Annotated in this window: 33 protein-coding genes; 8 read left to right on the top strand and 25 right to left on the bottom strand. The window is 58.2% G+C overall.

All coding sequences use genetic code 11. The features are described from left to right. Positions 1-87: 87 nt before the first annotated feature. The 7 genes from A7Q00_RS02005 to A7Q00_RS01975 all read left to right on the top strand — a co-directional run bounded on the left by A7Q00_RS02005 (position 88) and on the right by A7Q00_RS01975 (position 3145). Positions 88-333 carry a hypothetical protein gene (locus A7Q00_RS02005; RefSeq protein ID WP_064088977.1) on the top strand — a complete coding sequence of 82 codons (246 nt, stop codon included), beginning with the start codon at positions 88-90 and terminating at the stop codon, positions 331-333. Between the two features lie 38 nt (positions 334-371). After that, positions 372-593: a hypothetical protein gene (locus A7Q00_RS02000; protein WP_064088976.1), complete on the top strand. Its 222-nt coding sequence runs from the start codon at positions 372-374 to the stop codon at positions 591-593. Positions 594-700: 107 nt separating this feature from the next. Next, positions 701-919 carry a hypothetical protein gene (locus A7Q00_RS01995; protein WP_064088975.1) on the top strand — a complete coding sequence of 73 codons (219 nt, stop codon included), beginning with the start codon at positions 701-703 and terminating at the stop codon, positions 917-919. Between the two features lie 46 nt (positions 920-965). Continuing rightward, entirely contained in the window at positions 966-1280 is a 315-nt protein-coding gene (locus tag A7Q00_RS01990) for a hypothetical protein (protein ID WP_064088974.1), read from the top strand. A gap of 184 nt (positions 1281-1464) precedes the next feature. Further along, positions 1465-2310: a hypothetical protein gene (locus A7Q00_RS12660; RefSeq protein ID WP_082887704.1), complete on the top strand. Its 846-nt coding sequence runs from the start codon at positions 1465-1467 to the stop codon at positions 2308-2310. Positions 2311-2491: 181 nt separating this feature from the next. After that, positions 2492-2674: a type II toxin-antitoxin system HicA family toxin gene (locus tag A7Q00_RS01980; protein WP_064088973.1), complete on the top strand. Its 183-nt coding sequence runs from the start codon at positions 2492-2494 to the stop codon at positions 2672-2674. 51 nt (positions 2675-2725) lie between these two features. Then, positions 2726-3145 carry a type II toxin-antitoxin system HicB family antitoxin gene (locus A7Q00_RS01975; protein ID WP_064088972.1) on the top strand — a complete coding sequence of 140 codons (420 nt, stop codon included), beginning with the start codon at positions 2726-2728 and terminating at the stop codon, positions 3143-3145. A 70-nt stretch (positions 3146-3215) separates the two neighbouring features. On the opposite strand, the gene A7Q00_RS13980 is transcribed toward A7Q00_RS01975, so the two are convergent. The 21 genes from A7Q00_RS13980 to A7Q00_RS01880 all read right to left on the bottom strand — a co-directional run bounded on the left by A7Q00_RS13980 (position 3216) and on the right by A7Q00_RS01880 (position 20518). Then, positions 3216-3899 (bottom strand): DNA-methyltransferase, encoded by a 684-nt coding sequence (locus A7Q00_RS13980; RefSeq protein WP_082887703.1) that lies wholly within the window; start codon positions 3897-3899, stop codon positions 3216-3218. A gap of 50 nt (positions 3900-3949) precedes the next feature. Further along, entirely contained in the window at positions 3950-4447 is a 498-nt protein-coding gene (locus tag A7Q00_RS01965) for a DUF2514 family protein (protein WP_064088971.1), read from the bottom strand. Between the two features lie 3 nt (positions 4448-4450). Continuing rightward, positions 4451-4618 (bottom strand): hypothetical protein, encoded by a 168-nt coding sequence (locus A7Q00_RS13255; protein WP_156503692.1) that lies wholly within the window; start codon positions 4616-4618, stop codon positions 4451-4453. Positions 4619-4623: 5 nt separating this feature from the next. Continuing rightward, positions 4624-5172, bottom strand: coding sequence for a TIGR02594 family protein (locus A7Q00_RS01960; RefSeq protein WP_064088970.1), 549 nt, complete (start codon positions 5170-5172; stop codon positions 4624-4626). 255 nt (positions 5173-5427) lie between these two features. Further along, positions 5428-5820, bottom strand: coding sequence for a hypothetical protein (locus tag A7Q00_RS01955; protein ID WP_064088969.1), 393 nt, complete (start codon positions 5818-5820; stop codon positions 5428-5430). Next, entirely contained in the window at positions 5817-6356 is a 540-nt protein-coding gene (locus A7Q00_RS01950) for a hypothetical protein (protein WP_064088968.1), read from the bottom strand. Before A7Q00_RS01950 ends, A7Q00_RS01955 begins: the two co-directional genes overlap by 4 nt. A gap of 36 nt (positions 6357-6392) precedes the next feature. Continuing rightward, entirely contained in the window at positions 6393-6569 is a 177-nt protein-coding gene (locus A7Q00_RS13250) for a hypothetical protein (protein WP_156503691.1), read from the bottom strand. Positions 6570-6602: 33 nt separating this feature from the next. Beyond that, positions 6603-8543, bottom strand: coding sequence for a hypothetical protein (locus A7Q00_RS01945; RefSeq protein ID WP_156503690.1), 1941 nt, complete (start codon positions 8541-8543; stop codon positions 6603-6605). Continuing rightward, positions 8527-8883: a hypothetical protein gene (locus A7Q00_RS01940; RefSeq protein WP_064088966.1), complete on the bottom strand. Its 357-nt coding sequence runs from the start codon at positions 8881-8883 to the stop codon at positions 8527-8529. Before A7Q00_RS01940 ends, A7Q00_RS01945 begins: the two co-directional genes overlap by 17 nt. A gap of 12 nt (positions 8884-8895) precedes the next feature. Then, positions 8896-12144 (bottom strand): TipJ family phage tail tip protein, encoded by a 3249-nt coding sequence (locus A7Q00_RS01935; RefSeq protein ID WP_064088965.1) that lies wholly within the window; start codon positions 12142-12144, stop codon positions 8896-8898. Positions 12145-12153: 9 nt separating this feature from the next. After that, positions 12154-12885 (bottom strand): tail assembly protein, encoded by a 732-nt coding sequence (locus A7Q00_RS01930; protein ID WP_064088964.1) that lies wholly within the window; start codon positions 12883-12885, stop codon positions 12154-12156. Beyond that, a complete protein-coding gene (locus tag A7Q00_RS01925; protein ID WP_064088963.1) occupies positions 12882-13619 on the bottom strand; it encodes a C40 family peptidase in 738 nt (245 codons plus the stop codon). The genes A7Q00_RS01930 and A7Q00_RS01925 overlap by 4 nt, the downstream gene beginning before the upstream one ends. A gap of 24 nt (positions 13620-13643) precedes the next feature. Next, positions 13644-14369: a phage minor tail protein L gene (locus tag A7Q00_RS01920; protein WP_064088962.1), complete on the bottom strand. Its 726-nt coding sequence runs from the start codon at positions 14367-14369 to the stop codon at positions 13644-13646. Then, entirely contained in the window at positions 14366-14701 is a 336-nt protein-coding gene (locus A7Q00_RS01915) for a phage tail protein (RefSeq protein WP_064088961.1), read from the bottom strand. The genes A7Q00_RS01920 and A7Q00_RS01915 overlap by 4 nt, the downstream gene beginning before the upstream one ends. Further along, entirely contained in the window at positions 14702-17995 is a 3294-nt protein-coding gene (locus A7Q00_RS01910; protein ID WP_064088960.1) for a phage tail length tape measure family protein, read from the bottom strand. After that, positions 17988-18260 (bottom strand): DUF1799 domain-containing protein, encoded by a 273-nt coding sequence (locus A7Q00_RS01905; RefSeq protein WP_064088959.1) that lies wholly within the window; start codon positions 18258-18260, stop codon positions 17988-17990. The genes A7Q00_RS01910 and A7Q00_RS01905 overlap by 8 nt, the downstream gene beginning before the upstream one ends. A gap of 47 nt (positions 18261-18307) precedes the next feature. Then, complete coding sequence (locus A7Q00_RS01900; RefSeq protein ID WP_064088958.1) at positions 18308-18640, bottom strand: phage tail assembly chaperone; 333 nt, start codon at positions 18638-18640, stop codon at positions 18308-18310. A 13-nt stretch (positions 18641-18653) separates the two neighbouring features. Beyond that, entirely contained in the window at positions 18654-19301 is a 648-nt protein-coding gene (locus A7Q00_RS01895; protein WP_064088957.1) for a phage tail protein, read from the bottom strand. Positions 19302-19398: 97 nt separating this feature from the next. Next, positions 19399-19740 carry a tail completion protein gp17 gene (gene gp17 / locus A7Q00_RS01890; RefSeq protein WP_064088956.1) on the bottom strand — a complete coding sequence of 114 codons (342 nt, stop codon included), beginning with the start codon at positions 19738-19740 and terminating at the stop codon, positions 19399-19401. After that, positions 19721-20197, bottom strand: coding sequence for an HK97-gp10 family putative phage morphogenesis protein (locus A7Q00_RS01885; RefSeq protein ID WP_064088955.1), 477 nt, complete (start codon positions 20195-20197; stop codon positions 19721-19723). The genes gp17 and A7Q00_RS01885 overlap by 20 nt, the downstream gene beginning before the upstream one ends. After that, on the bottom strand, positions 20198-20518 hold the full coding sequence (locus tag A7Q00_RS01880; protein WP_064088954.1) for a phage head closure protein: 321 nt from the start codon (positions 20516-20518) through the stop codon (positions 20198-20200). A 108-nt stretch (positions 20519-20626) separates the two neighbouring features. Between A7Q00_RS01880 and A7Q00_RS01875 the strand changes: the two genes are divergently transcribed. After that, positions 20627-21514 (top strand): exonuclease domain-containing protein, encoded by an 888-nt coding sequence (locus A7Q00_RS01875; RefSeq protein WP_064088953.1) that lies wholly within the window; start codon positions 20627-20629, stop codon positions 21512-21514. Here the strand turns inward: A7Q00_RS01875 and A7Q00_RS01870 are convergent. From A7Q00_RS01870 to A7Q00_RS01855, 4 genes are all read right to left on the bottom strand, one after another. Next, a complete protein-coding gene (locus A7Q00_RS01870; protein WP_064088952.1) occupies positions 21511-21894 on the bottom strand; it encodes a hypothetical protein in 384 nt (127 codons plus the stop codon). The two genes, A7Q00_RS01875 and A7Q00_RS01870, sit on opposite strands and share 4 nt — an antisense overlap. A 123-nt stretch (positions 21895-22017) precedes the next feature. Further along, entirely contained in the window at positions 22018-22290 is a 273-nt protein-coding gene (locus A7Q00_RS01865) for a head-tail connector protein (RefSeq protein ID WP_064088951.1), read from the bottom strand. Further along, a complete protein-coding gene (locus tag A7Q00_RS01860) occupies positions 22277-22690 on the bottom strand; it encodes a hypothetical protein (RefSeq protein ID WP_064088950.1) in 414 nt (137 codons plus the stop codon). Before A7Q00_RS01860 ends, A7Q00_RS01865 begins: the two co-directional genes overlap by 14 nt. 54 nt (positions 22691-22744) lie before the next feature. Continuing rightward, the gene (locus A7Q00_RS01855; protein ID WP_064088949.1) at positions 22745-23989 is read right to left on the bottom strand and encodes a phage major capsid protein; all 1245 of its coding nucleotides are present in this window, start codon (positions 23987-23989) and stop codon (positions 22745-22747) included. Positions 23990-23992 lie beyond the last annotated feature (3 nt).

Genomic DNA, 23992 nt, shown 5'->3' with positions numbered 1-23992 from the left:
CTATAATACGTATTATAGTAATATACACACATGGACGGACAACGCCCCAGCCGCCAAAACCGACAAACAGGGGCAAAAGGAAAAATCATGAACGCAACTAAAATCAACGAAATGATGACCGCCGCCGGTATTGCCGGAACTGCAAACGACTGGAAAGGCAAACGAATTTACATCAATCTAGCATCCTGCGACAAAAGCTTTGCTGGCAACCGCAATTATCAACTCTACTACGATATTGCCGCTGGACAACTAATCAGCAAAACAGGCAAAGGCACTACCAGCCGCCAATTTGATGCAGACGTAAAATCAGTCAAAACCCTGTTCAACATCTAATCAACACCGCGCCCCGCAAGGGGCGCAGAAAGCACCCCATGCCGGACAACAAAAAACCATCCGAAGCCCTGCGGCAAATCCGCCGCGAAAACGCCGCCGAATATCAAAAAAAGCTGACGGCGGCAAACCGCCTGGAAATCCGCAACCGCGATGCAGGCAAGATTGCCGCCATCCGCGAGCGGCTGCCAGGCATTCCAGGCAAAGACAATGCAGAAAAGATACTATATTTATTAGATAGTTATGAAAAATCTGCAAAATAAATGCAGAAACCGCTTGCACTATAATACGTATTATAGTAATATACACACATGGACGGACAACGCCCCAGCCGCCAAAACCGACAAACAGGGGTAAAAGGAAAAATATCATGACTACCGTAAAATTTATCGCAACCGCTAAAATCTTTGATGGCGTAAAAACTACCGAGCAGCAGGTTGAGTGCAAATATACCATCGAGTGGCACAAAGGCTATGCCGGCATCCGCAACGAAGATGGCTACTTTGTACAAGACATCTCCTTAAAAGGGCTCGAAACAAAAGAAGAACGGATGCAGCACGTTGTCGATACCCTCAAATCTTGGAAATAATCCAACCACGCCGCGCCCCGGGCTACAGGGGCAAAAGGAAACCATCATGCAAGCAAATATCTACACCATCCCCGTTAAATTTGATATTTGGGATACCCAATACACCATTACCGACCACGGCGACAGCCTAAGCATTGAGTGCCCGCGCCGCCAATACGAGCGAGGCAACAGCCAATCATGGGGCTTGGGCTACTATACCGAGACTGTAACCCACCCCAACCAAATTGCGCTTATCCGCAAAATGGCCGAGAGCGGACGCGCAGGATTGTTATCAAAAAACAGTATGGCGTGTTTTAGCGTGGAGGAGGTCATTTTCGGGCTGCCCAACGCATACGGCTGGACGCCGGAGGATTTTGATTGATATTGACGGGGCGGGCGAAAAGGCGTAGAGTCTGCCCCGTTGTTTCAGCCGCCACGGCGGCTGTGTATTGAAACTAAAGTAGTTATATTTGCATATTCGCCCGCAAGGGCGTGTGTTGAAACTAAAATTTATACGTTAAAACGCCTGAGCAATCAGGCGTTTTTGTTTTAAGGCTACCTGAAAAATGCTCACCATCAACAACCACCAAGACGGCACGATTGCCGACACCAACTACTGGCAGAGCGAGTACAACGCGCGCGGCTTGGCCTATCTAAGCGGCCACCATCTCGGCTTGCGCCTGCTGCTGCCCACCGCCCATGCCGCCGAATGGCTGCCTGAAATCCAAACCGGCAAACGCGCCAGCATCGAGCCGCCCGCGCGGGCAGGCTACCTGAACCACATCGACATCGTATTTGACGACGATACCGCCAGCCCGTTTAGCCTCTGCCTCGACCGCACAAAACAACTGGACACCGCCCTGCGCAGCGGCCACACCCGCCTATTGGTTTACGCAGGCAGCCTGCAAAACCCGTTGGAGCTGCCATGCACCATCACACTGCCCGATGCGCCCAAGCAAAACTACCTGACCCACGCCACGGCCAGCACCGGCCACAGCCGCAGAAGCTACCGCAGCGAGGTAGCCGACGACGTGGTGGACACCCTCAAAAGCTGGCTGCCCGATTTGCTGGCCGGGCAACAGCGCGGCGTACTGGACGACCGCTACGCCGTGCGCCGCGAATGGAGCAACAGCAAATCCATCGGCTTTGTCGTGAGCCGCCTAGACGAGCAGATGCAGCCCGCCGACATCATACGCATTGCCGTGTGCCGACACAGCAAACGAGCCGCCCCGGCATGGCAGTTTGTGGACGGCAAAGGACACCCCCCGCGCGTGCCGTTTGTGGCCGCAGGTATCCTAGCCGACAACCTAGAGGCTACAGACTTGATGGCGCTGCCGATCATCGCCGATTTTGAGCGCTGCTTGGCGTGGGCGTGGCTTGAGCATATCGATACTGGAGATAACGATGATTGACACTCCGGAGCTAGGCTACACCCCAAAACCGCGCCAACAATCAGAAAAAACCAAACTAAAAATTTAGAACTTGTTGCACTGTTGCCCATCTGCAAAAACACAACAAAAATGTTTCATTTTCGCTTGCAAATGCAACATTTTTGTTGTATTATATCCTTACTGTATAAGAAAGGAGGTAGAGATGAAATACAGTGAATTTAAGAAATGGTTAAAGGCTCAAGGCGTTGAGTTCACAACACAAAAACGCGGCAGCCACCAAAATCTTAGATTAGGCAACAAAACCTCGGTTTTCCCGAACCACGGCAACAAAGAAATCGGAACGGGACTGGTAGAAAAAATCAAAAAAGACCTAGGTTTGAAATAGGAGGGTAGCCCGAAAGGGCTACCTGATACAACATAATAAAGGAAATTTGCAATGTTAGCTTATCCCTATATTTTAACTCCCGACGACAACGGTACATTTTTAGTAACGTTTCCTGATATTCCGGAGGCGGCGGCCGTTGGTGAAGATAAAGAAACCGCCGCTATTGAGGCGCTAGACGGGCTACTTTGCGCACTGGACGGATACTTTGAAGACCGTCGGGCTGTACCCCTACCTTCAGAGCCTACCGAAGGGCAGCCTGTTGTAGCACTGCCGGCGCTGGAAACCGCCAAAGTGCTGCTGCTCAACGAGATGGTCAGCCAAGGCGTGCGCAAGGCGGAAATGGCACGGCGGCTAGATGTGCACATGCCGCAAATTGACCGCTTATTCGACCTGCGGCATAATACTAAAATAGACTTTTTGGAAAAAGCCGCCTCGAAGCTCGGCAAAAGTCTAAATATTAGCTTCTCGTAAATCCTTTCTTATACAGCGGAAAAAAAGGCTACCTGAATTTCAGGTAGCCTTTTTTTCAGGTAGCCTGAAATCAAAACAACTGCCCTTGCGCCAGTGCGTGCTCGATACGCTGGCAGGCAATATCAAAATATTTCGGCTCGCGCTCGATGCCGATAAAGTGCCGCCCGCGCTGCAATGCCGCTACGCCCGTGCTGCCCGTGCCCATAAACGGGTCTAACACCAAATCGCCCGGCGCAGAGGCGCTGGCTATTGCCTTATACATCACATACAGCGGCTTTACCGTGGGATGGTCAAAGGGATTTTTTTCGACGTTGCCCACCACAAAACGGGTTTTACTCTCCCACACGTGCTTTTTAAAGGCGTGCACCATGTATTCCGTGTCCGGCAGATAATTATTACAGGTAAGCGGCGTGGGATTTTTCTTGTTCCAGGTGAGCAGCTGCCAGCGCAAATTTTGCCTCTCCGCCTGCGCGAACAAATCCACCAGCTGCGCCTTAGTGCAAAATACAAACCAGTTTTCAAACTGCCCAAGCAAGCCTACATCAAAACCACCGTCCAAATGCCGGTCGATGGCGGCCATGTATTGCCGTTGTCTGCCGATTCCGCCACCGGCGGCAGAAAGCTCATATGGTGGGTCGGAAATCAGCGCGTCCACCTTGTTTTCGGCCAGCACCGCCGGCAAAAGGCCGGCGCAATCGCCCAGGTAGAGCGTTGCGCCGGCAAAATCTCGTTTTATAATTTTATCCATAGCCATACCCGCCCTCCGTGCAATAGGGCGGCCTCAACCGCCCTCCGTGCAATAGGCTATTTGTCTGCCATCTTGGACACCACGCGCCCATATGCCTGCCATTCGGCTAGGTCGTTGCGCTGGGTGTCGGCTATTTCTGCCAATCCTGCATATTCTTTCGCGCAGTTGCCGAATAGCTGCCAGCCTCGGGTAGCGGCTTCATCAACCGCGCCGGCGGAGCCGGTGGCTTGGGGCAGGGAGCGACTACGGGCAGCGGCGTAGGCGCGCACGCGCTCAAGCTCGCCGCGCAGATTATCCACAGCAATTTTTGCATTTTCTCTTTCCTTTTCCACTTCGGCCTGCGCGGCGGCCAATTCCGCCTGCGCCTGCCTTTCTTTTTCCAATACTGCGCCGGTTTGTTTCGCCAGCGCCTCGGTTTGCTGTTGCTTCAGTTTGGTCCAGGCGGCACGATAGCCCGCGCTGTAGCGCTGCTCACCGTACCAATATTCACCACCGATCACCGCCGCCAGCAGGGCGGCAATGGCAAGCGGTTTCCAATATTTCACAATCCACATTTTTCACTCTTTCTGCGGCTCGAGCCGCGCTAAAAATTGCCGGTAGTTGCGCAATTCATGCTCCGCATGGCGGGCGGCGTAGGCATCGCCGATAGCCTCGGCATCTGCCAGCGCCGCCTCCTGCTCGGCAATCATGCGGCGCACCCAATCGGCTGTGCTCTCATCCGCCATACTATCTATGCCTCGCTCTCGCCCTGTTTGCCGGTGGCATCCACCAGCGGCAGCTCGTAGCGGACGGCGGCAGGCTCGGATTTAACACACTGCTTATCGCGCCAGTAGCTCGGCCACCAGTAGCTCAATTCGGCGGCGTTAAACGGGATGATGCTCACGCGGTTGCCTTGGTTGCCGCCCAAACCCATCAGCCGGCCTTGCTTGTCTTTACCGACGATAAAAAATACATGATTGCCGCCGGTGCGTTTTTTGACCGCCAGGCAGCCATAAGCCGGTTTGGATAAGCGGGTAAGGTAGCGTTCATCCGCCCAAGCCCCGGCGCGATACCACGCAGGCACCACGAAGCGGTCAGATTCAGCTAGGCACATACCAACAAACAGCCCGCACCACGCCACCTCGTCGTTTGCCCACCAGGCTTTCTCTTCGCCGTTGTAGCCGCCAAACTTCACCAGCCAGCGCAGGATTTCCGGGTTGTGCTGCGGGCCCGGTATCTCACGCAAGCCCAGGTAGCCTTTGCCTTTGGCAATCCACGGCAATTCAGTTTGTTTCGTCATTTTTCACACCTCCAAAAAAAGCCCGCGCAATGGCGGGCAGAAACGTAAGTCATTGATTTTCCCAGCTAGCCTTATATTGGGTGTTTTTACACCTAATAAAAAAATATCCCATTGTTTTAAAAAGGGATATTTCTTGCTCTCCAGCTAGCCTTATTTCAGTTATTAAGGATTACTTAATAACTGGGTTTCAGGTAGCCTCAAAATAAAAACCGCCGCGTACCCGGATACAGCGGGCAGAGGCGGCGGTCGCCAAAACTATTCCGGCGGCGGTGGCGGCTCGTCATCATCCACAACCACCACCGGCGGCTTCTCGGCGGCGGGCTGGCGGTGGTAGCCCAGCTTGCCCAGCACCAAATCCAAGATGCCGCCCGCCGTATCGGGCGAGAGAGCGCGCGCCGAATCCAGCAGCACATCGCACATCGTCCCGGCCAGTATCCCCACCATCAATGCCAAGCGCGGCATATCCTTGGGCGTGAGGTCGTCCACCACTGCCAGCGACAAAAACAGCGCCGCAATCAGGTCGCCGCACTTGGCCGAGGTGCTTTTATCCTTGGCACGCATCGACACCCGCAGCGAGCCGACAAACGCACCCACCACCGCCAGCAGTGTTTTGCTGGCAAGAAATCCAGCAAGCAAATCATCATTCACGATGCCTTCTTTCCGACGGTCTGCGCCGCCTGTCTCTCATCACGCAACATATCCTGCAGATGCTCGCCCACCAGCCAAACCGCCAGGCTCCAAATGCCGAATACATAGCCCACCACCTGCGCCGCCAGCGTATGCCGCACCCAGAAACTGGTTGCCAGCAGCAGCCAAATCAGCGGCGTAATCCGCAGCGCACCCACCCCCACCGCATGACTGCGCGGGCTGCTGCTCCACATCGACCACGCCGACAGCAGCGCCAACAGCAACAGCATGAGCACCACAAACCAGCGCGGCAATTTGGTGAGCCCCGTCCACAGCGGCAGCGAGCCGAAGCCGTTTACGCCGAATACCCACGCCCAAACCAGCAAAAAGCCGATATTGACGATTTGCAGCGCCCGCGTGCCCGTACCAAACACCCAACGCCGCGCCGAATCCGGCAAAAAGCGCAGATTCCACAGCCAAGACAAAGCCGCCCGTGCATAAAGACACAGGCGGCAGTTACGCGCTCGATAGTAGAAAAGTTTCATTTTATGCAGCATTTTCAGCCTCCTTTTGGATTGAGATTCAAGCCGGCATCACGGCCGGCTCTGTTTCAACTGCGCCAGCTCGCGCTCCAGTTGTTCCGTTTTCTGCAACAACTGCTTAAGCCGCTCACCCAAACCGCTAAAGTTGTCGTTGCACTTTTCAAATGCCACGCGCAGGCTGTCACCGCCCGCGCCATCGGGCAGGCTGCCCAAGTTGATTTGTTCCATATTGTCTCCAATAAAAAACGCCCCGAAGGGCGGTTATTCAGGTAGCCGGCATAAAATCCAGTTTTCCGGGACATATTCCGGCGGCTGATAGGCTTTGCCGTCTGATTTAATCGACACGTACTTATACACTTCCAATTTGTCGTCACTGTGGCGGAAACCTTGCCCACCCCAAAACGGCAGCTGATCCGAACGGTTTTCCTCGGGCGAGTCAAGCACAAGGTCGATTAAATCCATTAACGCTTTTTGCCCCGCAGTTGCCGCCTGAATCTCTTTCTGCGCTTCCACGTCCCAGCCGCCCCAGGTCTCAAACTCACGTTGTGATTCGGCTTCGTTGTAGCGTTCCTTTTGCATCCGCAAATCGCGGCGCCGCTTGGCCGCTTCTTCCGGCGAATAGTTGGCGTTGTCCTCATAGGCCACCACCGGATTGAGCTTAAACAAGAGGTTGAACGCTCGCTGCAGGCTCCAGGTGCTGTTGTTGAGGAAGTTATTAAACTTATCCAGCACGCTCGGATTGCCCATCAGCTCGTCCCAAGACGGCTTATGCTGCGGGGCGTAGTAGTCCAACCCCGCCCGCTTGTACACATCCGACATACGCAACGGCACTTTCGGATTCCACGGCGCGCCCTTGTAGTCGTCCGGAACGTTCGGCCCGCGCACATACAGCGGACGGTTGGACATCGAACGCTCGAAGGCGCTGTGCGCCATCGTGCCGCCCACCGCGTTCATCAGTCCGCCGCCTGGCAGTTTGAACAACCCCGCAGCGCCGTGGGCCAGCATATTGCACACCTTGCTGTAGTCGTGCCCACCCTGAACGGTGTAAATCGCCCCCTGGTTGGCCCGGCTATCGTTGCGTACCGTGATGGCCTGCCCCTTGCGGACGGACGCATTATTAGACAACAAACGCAGATACGGGCGAGCGTTGTTCAACACCTCGTAGCGCAACGGCTTGTCCGGGTTGCCTTCGAACAGCTGCGACATCTGCCGTTTGACGGCGGTGTTTTCCTGCCCGATGCGTTGCGCCAAGCCGTCCAAAGTCAGCGGTTTGTCGGAGACAAACGCATAGCTTCCCCGGTCGATATAGCCCATTTCAAACGGTGAAGGTTGCTGTGTCATGCCGAACATATCGCCGGTATCGCCCACCGTCATCACAAACTTCATCGGCGCGGGCTCGTAGCGGTACACCACCAACCCATAAGACGGCGGCGGCTCCACGGTCGAGCATTGCGCAAAGTATTCCCACGGGATGCCGGCCAGTTCGTAAAAATGCACCGTGATTTCGGTATTCGGCGACATTTCCACATACAGACGTCCGCCGCAGCAAGATACCAGGCCGAAGCCGTCTAATTCCGTCTGCGGGCTGTCGGTTGCACTCAAGGCGCGGCTGCGGAAAGTCATGGTCACCGGCAGGCCGGTAGCCAAACCCCGCCCCAACTCTTGGCTTTGTACCCAATCCAGCCGGTATTTCGGATAATCTGCCGGGCGGCCGCCGCCGTAGCGCAGTTTGTTCAGCAGCCTAGCCAGCTGCCAATCCTGCCCGGAAACCACCGAATGCACCAAACGTCTTGCCTTTTCCCATTTGGACGCATCGTAGCCGCCGCCCCAACCGTGAATCACCGCCGGCAACAGAGGGGCGCTGTCCCGTTCGCCGCCGTACAGCGAGAACTCGAAACGCATGGTGCAGGCAGTGCGAAGCGTGCCGCCCCGGGTGCGCATCATGCCTGCCGCGTGCACCTCTGCGCCCTGGCGCAAACCGCGTTCCAGCAGTTTTTTTAGCGGCAGGTTGCGGCTGGCATCGTCAATCGGCAATTCCCGCCCGTCGGCAGCCAGTACCGTCAGATTTTGCAGCGGCCTGTCCAAACCGCGCAGGCGCAAGGTTATGCTGCCGATCAGCTTCGGGCAGAACAGGTTTTTTGCCAGTACATTCACCCCCTGCCTGTTGTACACCGCCAGCCCGTAATCAGTTGACGTAGCCATATAAAAACTGCCTCCCTGCAAATGCCCCGCCGTGGTGGGCGGCATTCCGCGCCGCGCCGCTCCGCGCATCGTAGCTGATATTCCAGCACAGCGACCACTGGTCGAAGTACACCGTCGAAGCGTGTTCCGTGCCGCTGTTGATGCAGAACGCATGGAACACCGGCATGATGAATATCCCTTTGAACTTTTCGCGCAACGGGAACAGGATGTCCAAGGCCAGCCGCCCGATCGGGTCGTTGCCGAGAATGAGCACCCCCTCCACCACCAACGCCGAATCCAAGTTGGTATCCAGTACATTGCCGTCGTTGTCATACATCTGAATGCCGTATTCGTCGGCCATCCTGCTCTCCTATCAATCATCACCCCAGTTGGTGAGCTTACCCACCCGCACCATCACATGGCCTTTCTCGTTGCGTACAATCAGGCCGCGATAATCTAACTGCGTGCCCACCTTGCTGTTCGGGTCGGAACGCAGTTGCGCCCCGTGCTCCTTGGTCACAATGAAGCGGCCATCCGCCATATTCAACGTACCGCCCCGGATGTCCGGCGCTTCGATGGTTTGGTTGGCCTTGATGTGCCGCCCCAGAATTGAGCCGTCGGCAATCAAATCCCCGTTGAAATAGGTTTTGTCGCCGGTCACCGTGAACATCGGCAATTTTTTGTTGTTCCACAGCACCAGCTTGTCGGCCTGAATCACTACCTCGGACTGACCGTTGGTACCGTCCGCCAACAGCGAGATACCGCCCACCACCTTAGTTCCGGTGCGGGTGTCGGTACTCACTTTCAGGGTGTAGGCCGCGCTCAATTTGCCGCTCAAATCGGCAAACGACTGTGCCACCTGCGTTACCGACGCCTTGGCTCTGTCCACCTCGCTTTCCACCGCCTCCACTTTGCGCGCCTGCGCTTCGGTGCGGGTGGCAAGGGTTTTCATTTCCTCGGCCACGGTGGCGATTTGCCCACCGAACTGCGAACGCACGGCGTTGATGCGTTTGGATAACACATAATCCGCCTCGTTCATTTGGCTGTAAAAATCCCACTTGCCGGCCTGCTTGCCGGTGTTGCCGGCCATGCCTTGGCTGCCGGCAAGGTTGCCCACCAGATTCACCAAGTCTTCCCCGGCGCCCGGTGCAAACTGTTCTTTGCCGATTTTGCCTTTCAACTGCTCGAGCAGCAGGCTGGGGTCGTCGCTGCACACCCCGTCCACCGGCGCCGTCCATTCTCCGGCCAGCCCGGCACTGTCCACCAGGCGCAGCCAGAAATACCAATGCTCGCCGGTTTTGACGTTGGTGAGTTGGTAATCGGTTTGCGGCGCGGGCAGTTTCGCCAGCGGCATAGCCTGATTAAAGTCGTTGCTCCTGCCGTAGCGGATTTCGGTGTGCGCTTCCGCCAGCAGTGGGCTGGGCAGCGTCCAATTTAAGCCGATGGCAAACAGCTTGGGCGTGGGCCGCACCCCGGTAATGGTGTAGTTCAGGCTCCAAGCCTTTTCTAAGGGTTTAGACAGCACGCCGCGCGCAGTGCGCCCGCGAATTTCGGCGCGGTAATCGCCGTTGGGCAGCCCCTGCAGGCTGATTTCGGCGCTGGGCGCATCCGGGATATGCCGCCACAAACGGCCGTCTTTAAAAATCTTGATGTCGTAGCTCACCACCTGCCCGTCGGCGCTTAGGTTTTCCCAGCTTAGGGTTAAATCGCGCCCGTTGGTGGACAAATTACCGTTGCCGAGCTGCGGCTGCCGCCCGTGGTTGGTGGTGGCACCGGCTGCAAACAGCGCGGCACTGTTGTCCACCGCCGCGTATTTGGCCGGGTCGTGGCGCAGCGCAGTAATGGTATAAGTGCCGTCATCTGTGTTTTCTTTGATGCTTACCGCCCGATACTGGCGCGGCACCACCTTGCCGGACAAAGCCCAATGGTCGTTGTAGGCCAGAGAGGCCGGTTCTTTTTCCAGCAGCAGCTGATTGGGCTGCGGCTGGGAAACCACTTTCAGGCTGTAGTGCTTCGGCACGGTTTCGCCCTGTGCGTTTTGCTCGAGCGCAAGGTATTGGAACCACCAACCGGCCAAATTTTCCGTGATGGTGCGGTCGAGGGTAACCACCCGGCCGCTTACCGCCTGCACCTGCCCGCCCAGCTGTGCGCCGGCAAAGTGGTTGTCCGCGATTTGGATAATGTCGTAGGGCAGGTGTTTCAGCCCTTCGCGCCCCACGGTAAACGACACCGCATCCTGCTGGCGCAGCCCGGTTTGCAGTATCCATTGCCCGTAACGCACCGCCTGCCCGCGCGTGGTGCAGCCGAACGCGGTTACCGACTGGATATTTAAGCCGTAGCGCGCCACCGCCTCTGCATCGGCCACATATTCGGTTTTGCTGCGGTAACTGTCGTATTTGTCGGCAAAGCGCACCAATACGGCGGTGTAGGTGGATTTCAGCGCCACGCCGTTGTAGGCAAACTGCCCGTCCACCACATTGCTGTTGTCGTATTGCGCCACCGGGTCGCCGCCCTGATCCAACAATACCGACAGTTGGTTGCCGTTCCACAGCGGCATACCGCAAAAGGCTGAGGCCAGTTCGGTGAGCAGCTCGCCCGCCTGCCGACGGTCGGTCAGGTAGGCATTGCAGGTAAAGCGCGGTTCGCGGCCGCCGAAGCCGTCCGGCACCATCTCGTCGCAATAACGGGCTACCTGATACAGGCTCCATTTGTCGATGTCTTCCGGCGCCAGGCGCAAGGCCAGCGTGGAGTAGCGCTCCTGCTGCACCAAATCGTAAAACACCCAGGCCGGATTATTGGTCCAGGCGGTTTTAAAGCTGCCGTCCCACAAGCCGCTGTAAGTGCGCGTTTCCGGGTCGTAATTGGATGGTACCTGCACCTCGATGCCGCGAATCAGATAGTTGCGGCGCGGGTTTTGCCCGCCGAACTGGTCGGAATCGATACTCAAAGCCGCCAGCGCGGTAAACGGGTAGCACAGTTTGGCATCCGTAATCTCTACGTAACTGGCAAAAAAGGTGTTGTTTTGGATTTTGTCGCTGTTGCTGTCTGGCGTGGGGCGCGAAACCTTGATCGAAAACGGCGCTTTCGGCAGCTGGTCGAATACCTCGTCATGGTAAAACGCGCCGCTGCCCTTCTCGGTAAAGTTCACATGGCGCTGCTGTTGCACGCCGTCATCGTTGAGCAGCTGGATAATCAGCGTGGTATTCGCCGCCAGCGTGTCGCCGTTATCTTGTATTGCCGCATTGCGCTCCACCCCCACCGTCACCCGCAGCCGGGTCGGGCCGCCGTCGGATACGGTGCGGATAACCGGGCTTTGGTTTTTCACCGGATTGGACACCGACACCGTGCGCTCCACGCTCTCCCAGCCCGGAATATAGGATTGGTCGGGCGTGCCGCGCTGGAATACCGCCGTTACGCCTTTGAAGTTGTAGCTGCCGTCCGGGTTTTGCACCGGCGTATCATTAAAAAACACGCTTTTAAACGGCGCATCGTTGCCGTTGGCAAACCCGGCCACCACCCCTTCGCTGATCACGTCCACGATGCGCAGCATCTGCGCCGAAGACAACTTATTCGGTGCTTCATACGGCGTACGCGCGCCGCCGCCGCTTTTCTGCCCACCCATTGTTTACTCCTAATTTTGCTGCAGTGCCGCCGTGTAGTTGCGGGCGCGCACCGAATCATCATTAAAATCCGTGTCGTAATACTGCCCGTTCGGCGCTTTGGCCGCCTGTCCGGCAATCGGCGTTTTTACCAGCCGCAGGGTAACGTCGGCCGCCGTCGGATTTTGCAACACCGGATCGCCGTCGGTATCCACCCGGCGCGACATCACGCCTTGCGACGCCACCCGGCTGCCGCAATACGCCTCGCCGTAAGCCAACGGCACCGGCTGGCCTTGCGCCGCCGTGTTGTCCAAATTGGAAAACGCCGTATTGCGCCCCGTTTTCTGCCCGCGCTGCTCGGTGTCCAATTTCGGCGGCCGCGCCAGCATCTGCGCAATCCCGCCCGCCACCAAACCCACACCGGCGCTCATCAATGCCCCGGCCGCCGCCCAGCCGAACGGATTCCACCAGGCGAACACAATCAACACCACGCCGGCGATAATCTGCCCTGCCTTGCCCGCGCCCTGAATGCGCGGCACAAGGTGCAAAATACCGCTTTCAGGCTGCCTGAATTCGTGCTCCAGTTCCGCCTCGCAGAAATCGTGGCCGTTGAAGCGCACTTGATAAAAGCCGCTGCTTAAAATCTCCCGAAAGCCGGGCAGCTGGACAAGCAGCGCCCGCAGCGCCTCCGCCGGGCTGGCGGCGTGCAAATCAAAACGGCGGCCGTATTCGCGCAGGCCGCCGTGCAAGCAAACTGTAATCATGATGCGTGTTCCAAATCATTCAGCACCGCCTGCAGCATTTCAGGCTGCCATTGCCGGTGCCGCCAAACGCTGTGCGTGTGCCGTTGCCAATAAGGCCCGTAGCCATCGCGGCGGCTTAATTGGCCGAAAGCGTGGTGCAGCATTTCGCCGTTGCCCAAATACAGCAGCACGTGCGAAGCCAGCCCGTCGAATTCGGTCAATACCACGTCCCCGGGCTGCAAATCGCGCACCCGCGCAAACCCTGCCGCCGATGCCAGCGCCAAAAAACGCCCCTGCGCTGCGTCATCGTCTATATCGCCACGCTGCACCGGCGGCAAATCAATCCCCGCCAGATGGTAGGCATCCGCCAACAGGCTGTAGCAGTCAAAACGCCCGTATTCAAACACCCGCCCGCGCAAATGCGGCACCGGCGCGAACACTTTCAGGCTACCTGAAACAGCGAGCACCCAAGGCAGGCCGTTGGCCGCCTGCATTTGCCGGTCGGCACCGGACAGCCACGGTTCGCCCTGCGGGTGCGAATGCACGATGGCGCACACCTCGCCCTGATCCGACACTTCAATTAAATCCAGCGTCGCGATTTCAAAACGTACCGATGGGTCGGCCGCCACGTTGCCGCAGGGGCGATACAACTGTTTCCCGCCCGCCTGCACAATCAGGCCGCAGCATTCTTGCGGCGCTTCCTTGGCCGCGTGCGCCAAAATTTCCGCCTGCACGTTTTTAGTCAGTTTCAACATTTCAGGTAGCCTTTTCAGGTAGCCTTAAGAGGCCGTCAAAGTTTTATCCACCCCCACCCAGCCGCCGAAGGGCAGAGCGGCGGTTTCGCCGAAGCGCGCCTTGCAGCCCTGCAGCTTGCGGCTGCATTCATCTTTTTCCGGGTCGTCAGTAGGCATATCGAAGCGGTCGGCCACCGGCCGGCCCCGATAGCCGCAGGCTTCGCCGCGATAATCGAACGGGCAGTAATCGTGCAGCATCAGCCGCGCCGGAATCACCGCCCCGTCCGCTTCCGACGGTGCGGCCAGCTCGAACTGCGCCGATTCGGCGGTAAGCGACACCATCCGCTCCACCAGATACTTGCTCACGATTTCCTGCGCCGGGTCGGCCTGCGGGTTGCCCAGCGCGAAGTTGGCGGCATCCAAAAAGCGGGCATACGTCTGCCGGCGCCATACTTCCGCGCCGATAAGCTGGCCGAACTGCTCGGACAAGCCGGTAACCGTGCCGTACACATTAGCCAGCGTAACCTTGGGCCGGTTGCCCGCCCCCTGGCCGCTCGATTCGAAACCATCGGCCTGAATCGGCAAACCCTGATAAGCCTGCCCCTTCCATACCACCGGCTGCGAGAGTTCGTTCAGCAAATTGCAGTAGCGCAGGATTTCGCCGCCCAACGGCCGCAAATCCAACTCCCACAAATCCACCAACACGCCCTGATCCGCCGCCGACAACGCCCGCAGCATCGGAATCGACAACTGCTTCATACGCGGGTTCATGCGAGCACCTCTTCAAATTTCCAAGACAACTGCCACACCTTGCCGCCCTGGTGCGCTTCGCGGTATTCCGCCACCTTAACCAGCAGCCTTTCCCGCCCCGGCGGCGTCCAATAAAACGCCCGCACCCCGGCATGGGCATCCAAAAACGCCCGCACTTGTGCCAACGTTTCCGGCAGCCCGCCCAAGGTTACTTCCCAAGTCTGCAGCTTGGGCCGCAGCGAGAGCGCCTGCCGTTGCTCGTAGCCGTCGCCGAATTTCACCGTGCGCACGGCGAATTTGTGCTCTGCCGTGAGCTTGGCCTCCACCGGCCAGCCGAATGTTTCGATTGCCATTTAATTACTCCGGTGGTAACGCCCGCCCACACGGGCCACGTTATCCACGAACCATTGCTCAATCATGCCCGGCAGCGCCACCGCCAACGCTTTAGCCATTTCGCTGTTGCCTTGGCTGCTGGCTTCGCTGCTGCCGTCTTGGTTGATCACAATGCTCACCTGCATATTGTTTGGCTGCCCGCCGCCGGACACCGCCGCCGCCAGCGCCGGGGTCATCCCCACCACGCCGCCGTCGGCATAGCCGCGCAAGCGCGCCGCCTCCACTTTATGCACCCCGCCGAAGCGCCGCACATCCGCCTGCGAAAACACCACCTCGCCGCGATGCACGATGCCGGCCGGTTCGTATTTGCCGCCGTCGCCGGTGTAGCCGCCAACCGCCAGGCTTTTCATGCCTTTGAGTTCGGCTTTGAGCCCACCCACCACGCCGCCGTCGGCATAACCGCCGAATGCCGATTTCATGGCATTTAAAATCGCCATTTTAATCAGCATTTTAGATAGGTCTTGTAACACCGAAACCGTGAATTCGCGGAAATCCAGCTTGCCGGTAGCCACAAACGTTCCCAGCGCGTCCGACATCTTGCCCAGCGATTGCTCCACCCCGTCCGCCATTTCCTCACGCATTCCCTTAAAGGAATCCGTATAACGAACGAAGCCGTCATTAATGCCGGCCATCCAGTCATCGCTTTGCGCCTGCCGCAACAGCTGGAATTCCTTGCGTGCCTTTTCGGCCGCTTCCTGTTGCTGCCGCAATCCGTCCACGATTTCCGGGCTGGCGCCGTCGGCGATGGCCTGTTGGATTTTCAGGTCGTATTCGCGCGCCAAGCGCAGCCGGTCGATTTCGTCGGCAGTTTTGCCGGTGAGCGATAATTCAAACGCCTTATCTGCAAAGCCCTTGTTGGTTTCCAGCGCCAGCGTCTGAATCAGCGTTTCGTATTTCTCGGTTACGCTGTTCACCCGCTCCTGCGCGTCGGCTTTTCGTGCCAAAGCCAGCAGCGTTTCCTTCTCGGTGGCGCTGAATTTCTGATATTCCGGGCTGGCGAGCAATTCCAGCTGGTGCGAAAACGATTTGCCCAGGTTTTCCGACCACAACTGCGCCTGCAGGCTGGCCTTTTCTGATTGCTGCGTCAGCCGGGCCAGCATCCGCTCGTAAGGGGTAGCCGCTTTTTCCGCCTCGGCAAACAGCCCGCCGCGTGCAAATGCCTTGGCGCGGCCGTCCAGCCCGCCGGCAAATTGCGCGGCAATACGGGCATTATTCCAGTTTAGGTGGAAATGCCCGCCGTTTGCCCCGGCACTCGGCCGCTTGTATTCGTTAATCAGCGTGAAATCTTTTTCCGACAAGCCGAGTTCGCGGAAATACGCCCGGATTTGCCGTTCCACTTCCTCCGATTTGCGCGGGTCGCGGATTGAAAAATCGAAGGCCAAACCCGCCCCGTGCGTGCCGGAGCTGCGGTTGCCCTTGCGCCGGAAATAGGCTTCGGAATGGTGGTAATCGTCGTTAAAAGCCGAGAAATGCACCAATTTGTTGCCGAGCAGCTGCTGCATGGCCTGCGCGGCGGCAAACGTGCCCGGCGCCACATACCGCGCCTGCCCGTTCACCGTGCCGATGGCCGAAGGCTTCAGCCGCAAACCCTGCGCCGTGGTGGCAAACTGATTGCGCTCGCCACGCGGCCGGCTGCGTCGCTGTTCGCGCTGCTCGGCCTGTTCGCGTTTTTGGCGTGCCGCCGCCACCAGCCTAGCTGTCTGCTGCTCCATTTGCCGCACCTGTGCCGGCGAATTATTCCGGTCGGCCTTGAATTCGGCCAAATTGCGGTTTAAACGGGCGATTGTCCGCGCTTCTTCTTCTCGTGCGGTCAGGTTGCGTTCATATGCCCGGTTGGTCTCATCTAAAATCTCTACGCTGCGGCGGCGTTTCTGAGCCTCCTCCTGCTGTAGTTTTGCCTGCTGGTTTTCTTGCGCCAATTCGCGCTGCAACTTAGCAGCCGCCGCGCGGTCGGCATTCAGAGCCTGTTCGCTAAACAAGCGGCTGCCGGGATGATTGCGCTGATATTCCTCTCGCTCACGGATGCTTCGGTTCAACGTATCCAGTTGTTCCTGCTTGGTAGCATCACGGCCGATGCTTTTCATACCTTCCCAAGCACCGGAGGCAGCGTTCTTAATGCCCAGCCACGCCTTTTCAATCGCGCCGAGGTTTTGCACCACCCGCCGCGACATCTCTTCCGATTCGGTAGCGTATTTGCCCTGCACTAGGCGGATGGCATCCTGCTCCCGTCCTTGTTCCTGCAGGGCTTTCACTTGGGCATACACATCCGCCGTCATACTTTGGTAAGTACGCGACAACTGCAGTACCGCTTTGAGCGGGTCGTTGGCAATTTCCACGTACTTAGCCGCCAAATCCTCCACCGACTTGCCGGTGGCTTGCGATTGCAGCACCACTGATTGGGTAAACTGTGCGAAGTCATCCGCCGCCACCCGCCCACCGGACACAAACTGCAATACCGCTTCGCGCGCCTCACTATAGCGCCCGCTCACCTTGCCCACAGATAAAGCCAAATCTGCCAACTGGCCGGCAGTCAGCCCGGCGCTGTCGCCGGAAAAAATCACTGCTTTTTGGTATTCGCGCCCCTCCTCGCTACCTTGTTTCATGGCATAGCCCAAACCAGCCACCACGCCGCCAAAGCCTAATAGTGCCACCTTGCCCAGCGACACCGAAGCCGCCAGGCCGCGAAACATCGTGCCGAAGCCGCCGAAACTGTCACGCAACTGGCCGCCTTGCTGCAGGGCAATCAGCAGCGGGTTTTGCCCGCCCGCCAACTGGGTTACGATGTCGGTAAACTGCGCCGGCACCTGCCGCATGGCATTGTTGTATTGCCCAAGCGTGATATTGCCCACCATCTGCTTGTGCTGCCGCGCTGCCGCCACATTAGCCAAATGCAGTTCGCGCGCCCGCTCCAAATCATGCAGCAGCGGCGTCAGCCGGGCTTTATCCAAACCGCGCTGCCCGGCCAAAGCCTCGTAGTAGGCACGGCTGGCTTTGCTGCCGGCCTGCATTGCCGCAATATCGCGTTTGATGGCGTTTTCCAGTGAGGCATAAGAGCGTTCGCGGCGTTTGTTGGCGCGCTCCACCTCTTTTGCGCTGTCGCCCGCGCCTTGGCCGATTTTATCCAGCCCGTCCGCACCCCGGCGCCCGGCTCTCTCCGCCGTTTCCGCCAGCGAGCGCAACGATACCTTGGCCTCTTCCACCCCGGATTTCAGGCCGGACACTTCCGCGCCGATGGTTACTACTGAATCAGCCATTTTTACCCTCCTGCCACATATCCAATACCGCCTGCTCCATCACCCTAATATCGTGCAGCATTTCCGCCCGTTTTTTCTTGCGGATGCCCCACGAGCGCATCACGCCGAACAGCGCGGCGTAGTCCAGCCCGTAAGCCCCGGCCATACTCACCCGCCACTGGGTGGATACCGCCGCAAACAGCTGTACCGCCGCCCAACAGTCCGGCCACACCTGCACCGCATCCTCTTCGCCGAAATCATCCGGCGTGAGGCCGAAAGCCGCCATTTCTGCCTGCGAGGCTTCCGGCCGATACAGGGCGCGGGCGGCGGCAATCAGTTTCCCCGGCGGCGGTTTAGCAGACCGTCAAGGTAACCATCCACCAAAGCTTGCCCGGCGGCTGGATAGTTCGCCAGCAGAAGGGCAAGATTGTCGCGGCTGTAATCTTCTTCGATGTCCCAGCCAGCAATTAAGGCATACAACATCTCCGTGTCGCCGTCGCCGCCGAACTCATCGCGCGCCAACCATTCGCCGTAAAATTTATAGGCATCCGCCGCCACACGGTGGCGAAATTCAAATTCCACCGGCACGGCCTCACAGCCGGGCACCGGAATCTCCACCTTGAATTTAAAGGTCGGGTTCGGTTGCAGTTTCAGTTTGCTTGCCATATTTCAGCCCTCCTTAGCCGAGATAGCGGTTGGGGCGGCCGTTCATGGCGTAGGACGCCTGAATCTTCATGCCCTCGTTCATGGTAGTAGTCGGCGTTTCGTTTACCGACAAATAACCGTTGTACACCACCACGCTGCCGTTTTTCAGGTTCAGCCGCAGCGGCACCTGTTTGCCCGCACGGCTCGCCTTCACCGCCGCCTGGTAGCCGGGCAGGGTCGGGTCGTCGCCCAGGGAGATACTGATTTGCGTGGGCGATACCGTGGTCGGCAGCTGGCGCGAAATACCGTCTTCCATAAAGGCATAGTCGTAATATTGTTGTTCGCCGCCGGAGGTGGAATATTCCAAAATCTGCAGCAGCTGCTGCCAGGTTTTAATCTTGCTCAAGGTGCCGCCGCCGCTGCCGGCCGGGAAACGGGTTAGGTTGGTGGTGTCGATGCCGATCAGCTTCACGGTGTTAGCCTGCACATCGCCCACTTTAAACACACAGCCGTTCAAATCGCCCCAGCCGCTGTTCACCAAGATGTAATCGCCGTTCTGCAGGCCGTGCGCCGTGGCAGTCAGCACACATTCCGCCGCATTGCTGGCGCCGGTAAAGGGTTTTTCCGCTTCCATTTCGGTTGCGATAAACACGGTCGAACCGTTCGGCAAAGTCATAGCCATAATTCACTGCTCCATAAAAAAACGCCCGCAACGGGCACAAAAAAAGCTGCCCGCCCACGGCGAACAGCCAAACAAAATTTACGCAGCCAAGCGCTGCTTATTCCAATACATAAAAATCCTGCCTCATCCCGCGCAGTTCGGTATCCGGATCGTAATCCGCCTGCGCCGCGCCAATCGGCGCCACGCCCGGCAGCGCGGCCAGCGCTTTTTCGATACGCAGCGACAGCGACACCGCCTCCAGCCGTGAAACCGCCCACACCGCCAGCTGCAGCCGGATTTGATAGCCGCCGGGCGTGGCATTATCCATAAACAGATTGCCCGCGCCGCCCACCCGCTGCAATACCACCAGCGGGCTGCCGGCATCATCCGGCGCAAAATCGTGATACACCTCCACCGTCGGCAGCGCCGAGCGGATGGCATCAATAATGGTCTTTTCCACGAGCCGCCTCCTTAATGCGCTCGATAATCAACTGTTCCGCCTGCTTACGCATCGCATCAAAGGCCGGGCGCAAAAACGGCTGCGCCGGCGTGCGAACCGTGCCGTATTCCACCATGTGCGCATAGGGCACATAACCTTTGTTCGACGGGTTCTTACGCCAGCCGATTTTGTATTCCTCTCTCTGCCCGTTCAGGCTGTTTTCGTCGATGTGCCGGATATAGATCGCCTTTTTCAGGCTGCCCGGCTCAAATAAGTATTTGCGCCCGGCCGTGCCGTCTTTGTTCCGGCGGCTGTAAAACCAGTGCGCCGCCTCGCTCCTCGGCGCCCGTTCTTCCGCTTCGCGCCGCACCAGCATTGCCCCGGCCAGCGTAGCCGGGCGCAATTCCTGCCCCACCCGATCCGCCAAACCGTCCAGCTGTCCCAGTGCAGCCGATAAGTCCACATCCAATTCCAGCATTTATTCCGCCTTCTCGCACACCAAATCCACAAAGCGGTGTTTTTCCTCGTCCGGCAGCACCGCCTTGATGTCGTACACCGCGCCGTGCGGCAGCTTCAGCCGCATGGTGTGGTCAATATCGCGCCTGAAACGGATGCGCACGCTGGCGCGCACCACGCTGATTTCCTGATCCGCCTTCAGCTTGGACAACCCGGAAACATGGCGCACATCCGCCCACAGCTGCAACATATCCTGCCAACCCCACACCGTCGCGCCGCTCGTATCGGCGGTTTTCACCTTGCGCTGCACCGTCACCCGCGTATTCAATTCCCCGGCCCGCATTGCCTGCTCCCAATAAAAAAAAGGCTGCCTGAAATTCAGGTAGCCTGCTATACAAACCCCACCAACCAACCTATGATTTCCCCTTTGCCCAACGTTAAAGGAAAAAACATGGCCGCCCAACACCCATTAGCCCGCGAATTAGCGGCGTATGCCGAAAACGGCGTGATTCTCGACACCGAAACCACCGGGCTAGGCAGCAGCGATGAAGTCATTGAAATTGCCGTCATTGATACTATCGGCAACATCCTACTGAATACCACGGTCAAGCCAAGCCGCCCCTATGGCGACGATAATGAAGCAGCGTCCGTTCACGGCATCCGCTACAGCGAACTGCTGGATGCTCCAAGCTGGCCGCAGGTTCAGGAGCAGCTAATCGATATTGCCGCCGAGCGCCCGATTTTGATTTACAACGCCGATTTCGACATCCGCTTGATGCAGCAAAGCGCCATCCTGCACGGCATCGCCCTAGCCGAATACCGCGCCGGCTGCATGATGAAGCTGTACAGCCAATGGTATGCCGCCCGGCATCGTGAAAAGCCGCGCCGCCACCGCCTGATACAGGCCGCCTCCGATTGCGGTGTGCGCGTTACCCACGCCCACCGCGCCCTAGCCGACTGCCTCACCACCTTGGGCGTATTCCGCTATATGCTGGATAACAGCAGCCACCTCACCGTCGATAACGACTACCAAGCCCGCAACCGGCGCACCAACACCGACGCCAACCCACACGGACACCTCTACGGGCACACCGTGGTTTTCACTGGCGATTTGAGCCGGCCACGCCCCGAAATCCAGCAGATGGCCGCCGATGCCGGTTGCCGCTGCACCGCCAACGTCAGCCCGAAAACCACCATATTAGTGCTGGGCGCCACCGATTTATCCGCTGTGAAAAACGGCATCAGCAGCAAAGAGCGCCGCGCCAAGGAGTTGCAGGCAGCCGGGCATCCGATCCAAATTCTGAACGAAGCCGAATTCATGCGCCTGCTCGGCGGCTAATCGTCCGCCAGCGCGTCCATGCACTTATGATAATGGGTCGCCTCAAAATCATTGCTGACCCGCTGCTTTTCCACCTCCGTGGCGGACACGGGATAAAAATGCGCTTCTCGGGCAATGGTGTTGTATAGGCTTTTATTGGTGGTATCTATCCGGTTCGGATGGTTTTTCAGTTCCTCATCCATCCAATTCAGCGAATCGGTCAGCGCCCAATCATGTTGCCGCTGCCACATCAGCATTTTGGAAAAATAGGCCTCGCGTCGGCAAAATTGGTCGTTAAATTCAAAGCGTGCCGCCTCCCGTTGTGCACGGGTTGGCGGCTGCCCGCCTGCGGCGGCAGAAAATAAGGCTAAAACCACGCCCAAACACACTGCTGCTTTCATTGCTGTTTCCTTGTTTGGTAAAGGCAGCCATCTTAGCAACTCCCCAAGCGAAACACCAATTTCAGGCTACCTGAAATACCGCGAAGCATTGCTTCATCCTGTTTCAGGCAGCCTGAAATCCGTTCACACGCCGAACTGACGGCAAAACGGCGTCCACAACGCCTGCGCCGCACGCAAATACACCGTGCGCTGCGCCGGGTTGCCGTCAAAATCGGCCTGCACCGCCAGCAGGATGCCGGTTTGGATATCCGGCTCGGAGAGCTCGGCGGCATCGGCTTTCAGCCCGGTAAAGCGGCGGCATTCGGCGGTGGCTGAGGCAATCAGGTGTTGCAGCAGCGTATCGTGCTCGTCGCCGTCGATGCGCAGGTGGGCTTTAACCAAATCAAGCAAGGCCATGTTGCAGGCTCTCCGCGTAAGCTACCGCCGCCGGGTCGGCATCCAGCTCGTCCGACTGCGCCGCCAACTCTGCCGCCACTTCCACGACGTCATCCACCGCGCCAAACGTCCCGGCACAGATCACCCGTGCCCGCACCGTGCCGCCACTGCCGAACAATCCGGCCTGCGGCGGCGGGTTGGCTTCGGTCGGCTTGTCAGCCACGGTTTCGCCCGGCGGGGCTGGCGGGTTTTCCAGCGGCGGGGCGGTATCGCCGCCCGTTGCAGCGGGGTTTTCGCCGCCCTCTGCCGGCGTATCTGTTGCCGGCGTATCCTCTGGCGGGTTGCTTTCGTTGCCGGGCGGCAGCGGCGCGGTAGCGCCTTTTTCTGCCTCATCGGCTGGATTTTCTTTGTTTTTTGCCATGATTTTATCTCCAAAAAAGAGCCAATAAAGGCGGGTTACCCCGCCTTATCCGGATTAAGTGGCGCTGTTTTGATACAGCTTCACTGCGCCGCCCACGTCAATCAGGTTGCCGCCTTGGCGGTTGAAGGCGATAAAGCCGATTTGCCCGCTCGGGATAAAGCCCGAATCCGCCATGCGGAACAGGGTTAAATCCATCACTTCGCGGATGAAGTAGGTGGAGAAATCGCCGAAGGCTACCGATTTGGCATTGGCTTTCATCGGTTCCATTGCCTGATTGATGTAAATCGGGCGGTTCAACAAGCGGTCAGGCGCGCCGCCGGGGTTGCCCTGTTCGTAGCCGGGCACGAAAATCGGGCGGCCGTCGCTGTCTTTCAGCTTGCGCAGCTCTTTCAGCGTGGCATCGTGCATCATAAAGCCCACGGTGCCGCCGTTGCGGTAGGCCGGGTCGACCGAATGTTCCAAATCCACCAAGTCATCGTAAGTGATGGTGGTGGTTTGACCGGTTTTGCCTGCTTTGCCCACAGTAGCGGCGGTAATCAGCCCGCGCGGCTGGTTGGTGCCGGTGCCCACCGTGAAATGCTTGTCGGTGATGCGGCCGATGCGGCGCGCCAACAGCGCCTGAATATACGCCTCAATGTCGAACATACTGTCCTGAATCAGCTCGAAGGGCAGGGCAATCTTTTTGGAGGAGTATTTGTACACATCCATGCTGATTTGCCCGAAGGTGGTATCCGCCGCGCCCACCGTCGCATTTTGCCCCACGATTTCGCCTTCCTCGCTGGTGGCGTCGGCAGTGGGGAACAGCATTTGTGCGCCGGTGCTGGTTTGCAGAATGCGTGCTACCGAACGGATGCCGCCGCTCTGTTTCATGGCTTCGGTCAGCTGGCGGTAGTATTCGGTGGCTACGGTATAGCCGCCTTCGCTGCCGGTGCTGGTGGACATCGCTGCCTGAATATCTTGGTTGCGGCGCGCCTTGTGCGCCTGCAGCTGTTCGGCAGTCAGCGCCTGCAGCCCGCCGGTGAGGTAGGCGCGCAGCGGCTGGTTGTCACCGGCTTGGCGGCTGTTGTCCAGCGTGAAGCGGTTGCGGTCTTCATCGCTCACCCCCGCGCCGATGGCGTTCATGGCATCGTGGTGGCGCTTGATTTCGGCGTCGATTTGGGCGATGTCGGCCATTGCCTGGTCGTATTTCGCCTGGCAGTCGGCCGTCCATTCCGGGGTTTTGTCTTTGTCCACCAAGTTTTGCAACAGGGCGGCAGCTTGGTCGCGCTTGGCGCGCAGGGCTTGAATGTGTTGAGACATTAC

Source organism: Eikenella halliae (assembly GCF_001648475.1).
GTDB lineage: Bacteria > Pseudomonadota > Gammaproteobacteria > Burkholderiales > Neisseriaceae > Eikenella > Eikenella halliae.
Note: the sequence above shows the minus strand (reverse complement) of the source record. Positions and strands in the feature narration are given on the sequence as shown.

Excerpts from the sequence above, each read along its gene's own strand:
- A7Q00_RS02005 (WP_064088977.1), top strand. The coding sequence starts at position 88 with ATGAACGCAACTAAAATCAACGAAATGATGACCGCCGCCGGTATTGCC.
- A7Q00_RS02000 (WP_064088976.1), top strand. The coding sequence starts at position 372 with ATGCCGGACAACAAAAAACCATCCGAAGCCCTGCGGCAAATCCGCCGC.
- A7Q00_RS01995 (WP_064088975.1), top strand. The coding sequence starts at position 701 with ATGACTACCGTAAAATTTATCGCAACCGCTAAAATCTTTGATGGCGTA.
- A7Q00_RS01990 (WP_064088974.1), top strand. The coding sequence starts at position 966 with ATGCAAGCAAATATCTACACCATCCCCGTTAAATTTGATATTTGGGAT.
- A7Q00_RS12660 (WP_082887704.1), top strand. The coding sequence starts at position 1,465 with ATGCTCACCATCAACAACCACCAAGACGGCACGATTGCCGACACCAAC.
- A7Q00_RS01980 (WP_064088973.1), top strand. The coding sequence starts at position 2,492 with ATGAAATACAGTGAATTTAAGAAATGGTTAAAGGCTCAAGGCGTTGAG.
- A7Q00_RS01975 (WP_064088972.1), top strand. The coding sequence starts at position 2,726 with ATGTTAGCTTATCCCTATATTTTAACTCCCGACGACAACGGTACATTT.
- A7Q00_RS13980 (WP_082887703.1), bottom strand. The coding sequence starts at position 3,899 with ATGGCTATGGATAAAATTATAAAACGAGATTTTGCCGGCGCAACGCTC.
- A7Q00_RS01965 (WP_064088971.1), bottom strand. The coding sequence starts at position 4,447 with ATGTGGATTGTGAAATATTGGAAACCGCTTGCCATTGCCGCCCTGCTG.
- A7Q00_RS13255 (WP_156503692.1), bottom strand. The coding sequence starts at position 4,618 with ATGGCGGATGAGAGCACAGCCGATTGGGTGCGCCGCATGATTGCCGAG.
- A7Q00_RS01960 (WP_064088970.1), bottom strand. The coding sequence starts at position 5,172 with ATGACGAAACAAACTGAATTGCCGTGGATTGCCAAAGGCAAAGGCTAC.
- A7Q00_RS01950 (WP_064088968.1), bottom strand. The coding sequence starts at position 6,356 with ATGCTGCATAAAATGAAACTTTTCTACTATCGAGCGCGTAACTGCCGC.
- A7Q00_RS13250 (WP_156503691.1), bottom strand. The coding sequence starts at position 6,569 with ATGGAACAAATCAACTTGGGCAGCCTGCCCGATGGCGCGGGCGGTGAC.
- A7Q00_RS01945 (WP_156503690.1), bottom strand. The coding sequence starts at position 8,543 with ATGGCTACGTCAACTGATTACGGGCTGGCGGTGTACAACAGGCAGGGG.
- A7Q00_RS01940 (WP_064088966.1), bottom strand. The coding sequence starts at position 8,883 with ATGGCCGACGAATACGGCATTCAGATGTATGACAACGACGGCAATGTA.
- A7Q00_RS01935 (WP_064088965.1), bottom strand. The coding sequence starts at position 12,144 with ATGGGTGGGCAGAAAAGCGGCGGCGGCGCGCGTACGCCGTATGAAGCA.
- A7Q00_RS01930 (WP_064088964.1), bottom strand. The coding sequence starts at position 12,885 with ATGATTACAGTTTGCTTGCACGGCGGCCTGCGCGAATACGGCCGCCGT.
- A7Q00_RS01925 (WP_064088963.1), bottom strand. The coding sequence starts at position 13,619 with ATGTTGAAACTGACTAAAAACGTGCAGGCGGAAATTTTGGCGCACGCG.
- A7Q00_RS01920 (WP_064088962.1), bottom strand. The coding sequence starts at position 14,369 with ATGAACCCGCGTATGAAGCAGTTGTCGATTCCGATGCTGCGGGCGTTG.
- A7Q00_RS01915 (WP_064088961.1), bottom strand. The coding sequence starts at position 14,701 with ATGGCAATCGAAACATTCGGCTGGCCGGTGGAGGCCAAGCTCACGGCA.
- A7Q00_RS01910 (WP_064088960.1), bottom strand. The coding sequence starts at position 17,995 with ATGGCTGATTCAGTAGTAACCATCGGCGCGGAAGTGTCCGGCCTGAAA.
- A7Q00_RS01905 (WP_064088959.1), bottom strand. The coding sequence starts at position 18,260 with ATGGCGGCTTTCGGCCTCACGCCGGATGATTTCGGCGAAGAGGATGCG.
- A7Q00_RS01900 (WP_064088958.1), bottom strand. The coding sequence starts at position 18,640 with ATGGCAAGCAAACTGAAACTGCAACCGAACCCGACCTTTAAATTCAAG.
- A7Q00_RS01895 (WP_064088957.1), bottom strand. The coding sequence starts at position 19,301 with ATGGCTATGACTTTGCCGAACGGTTCGACCGTGTTTATCGCAACCGAA.
- A7Q00_RS01885 (WP_064088955.1), bottom strand. The coding sequence starts at position 20,197 with ATGCTGGAATTGGATGTGGACTTATCGGCTGCACTGGGACAGCTGGAC.
- A7Q00_RS01880 (WP_064088954.1), bottom strand. The coding sequence starts at position 20,518 with ATGCGGGCCGGGGAATTGAATACGCGGGTGACGGTGCAGCGCAAGGTG.
- A7Q00_RS01875 (WP_064088953.1), top strand. The coding sequence starts at position 20,627 with ATGGCCGCCCAACACCCATTAGCCCGCGAATTAGCGGCGTATGCCGAA.
- A7Q00_RS01870 (WP_064088952.1), bottom strand. The coding sequence starts at position 21,894 with ATGAAAGCAGCAGTGTGTTTGGGCGTGGTTTTAGCCTTATTTTCTGCC.
- A7Q00_RS01865 (WP_064088951.1), bottom strand. The coding sequence starts at position 22,290 with ATGGCCTTGCTTGATTTGGTTAAAGCCCACCTGCGCATCGACGGCGAC.
- A7Q00_RS01860 (WP_064088950.1), bottom strand. The coding sequence starts at position 22,690 with ATGGCAAAAAACAAAGAAAATCCAGCCGATGAGGCAGAAAAAGGCGCT.
- A7Q00_RS01855 (WP_064088949.1), bottom strand. The coding sequence starts at position 23,989 with ATGTCTCAACACATTCAAGCCCTGCGCGCCAAGCGCGACCAAGCTGCC.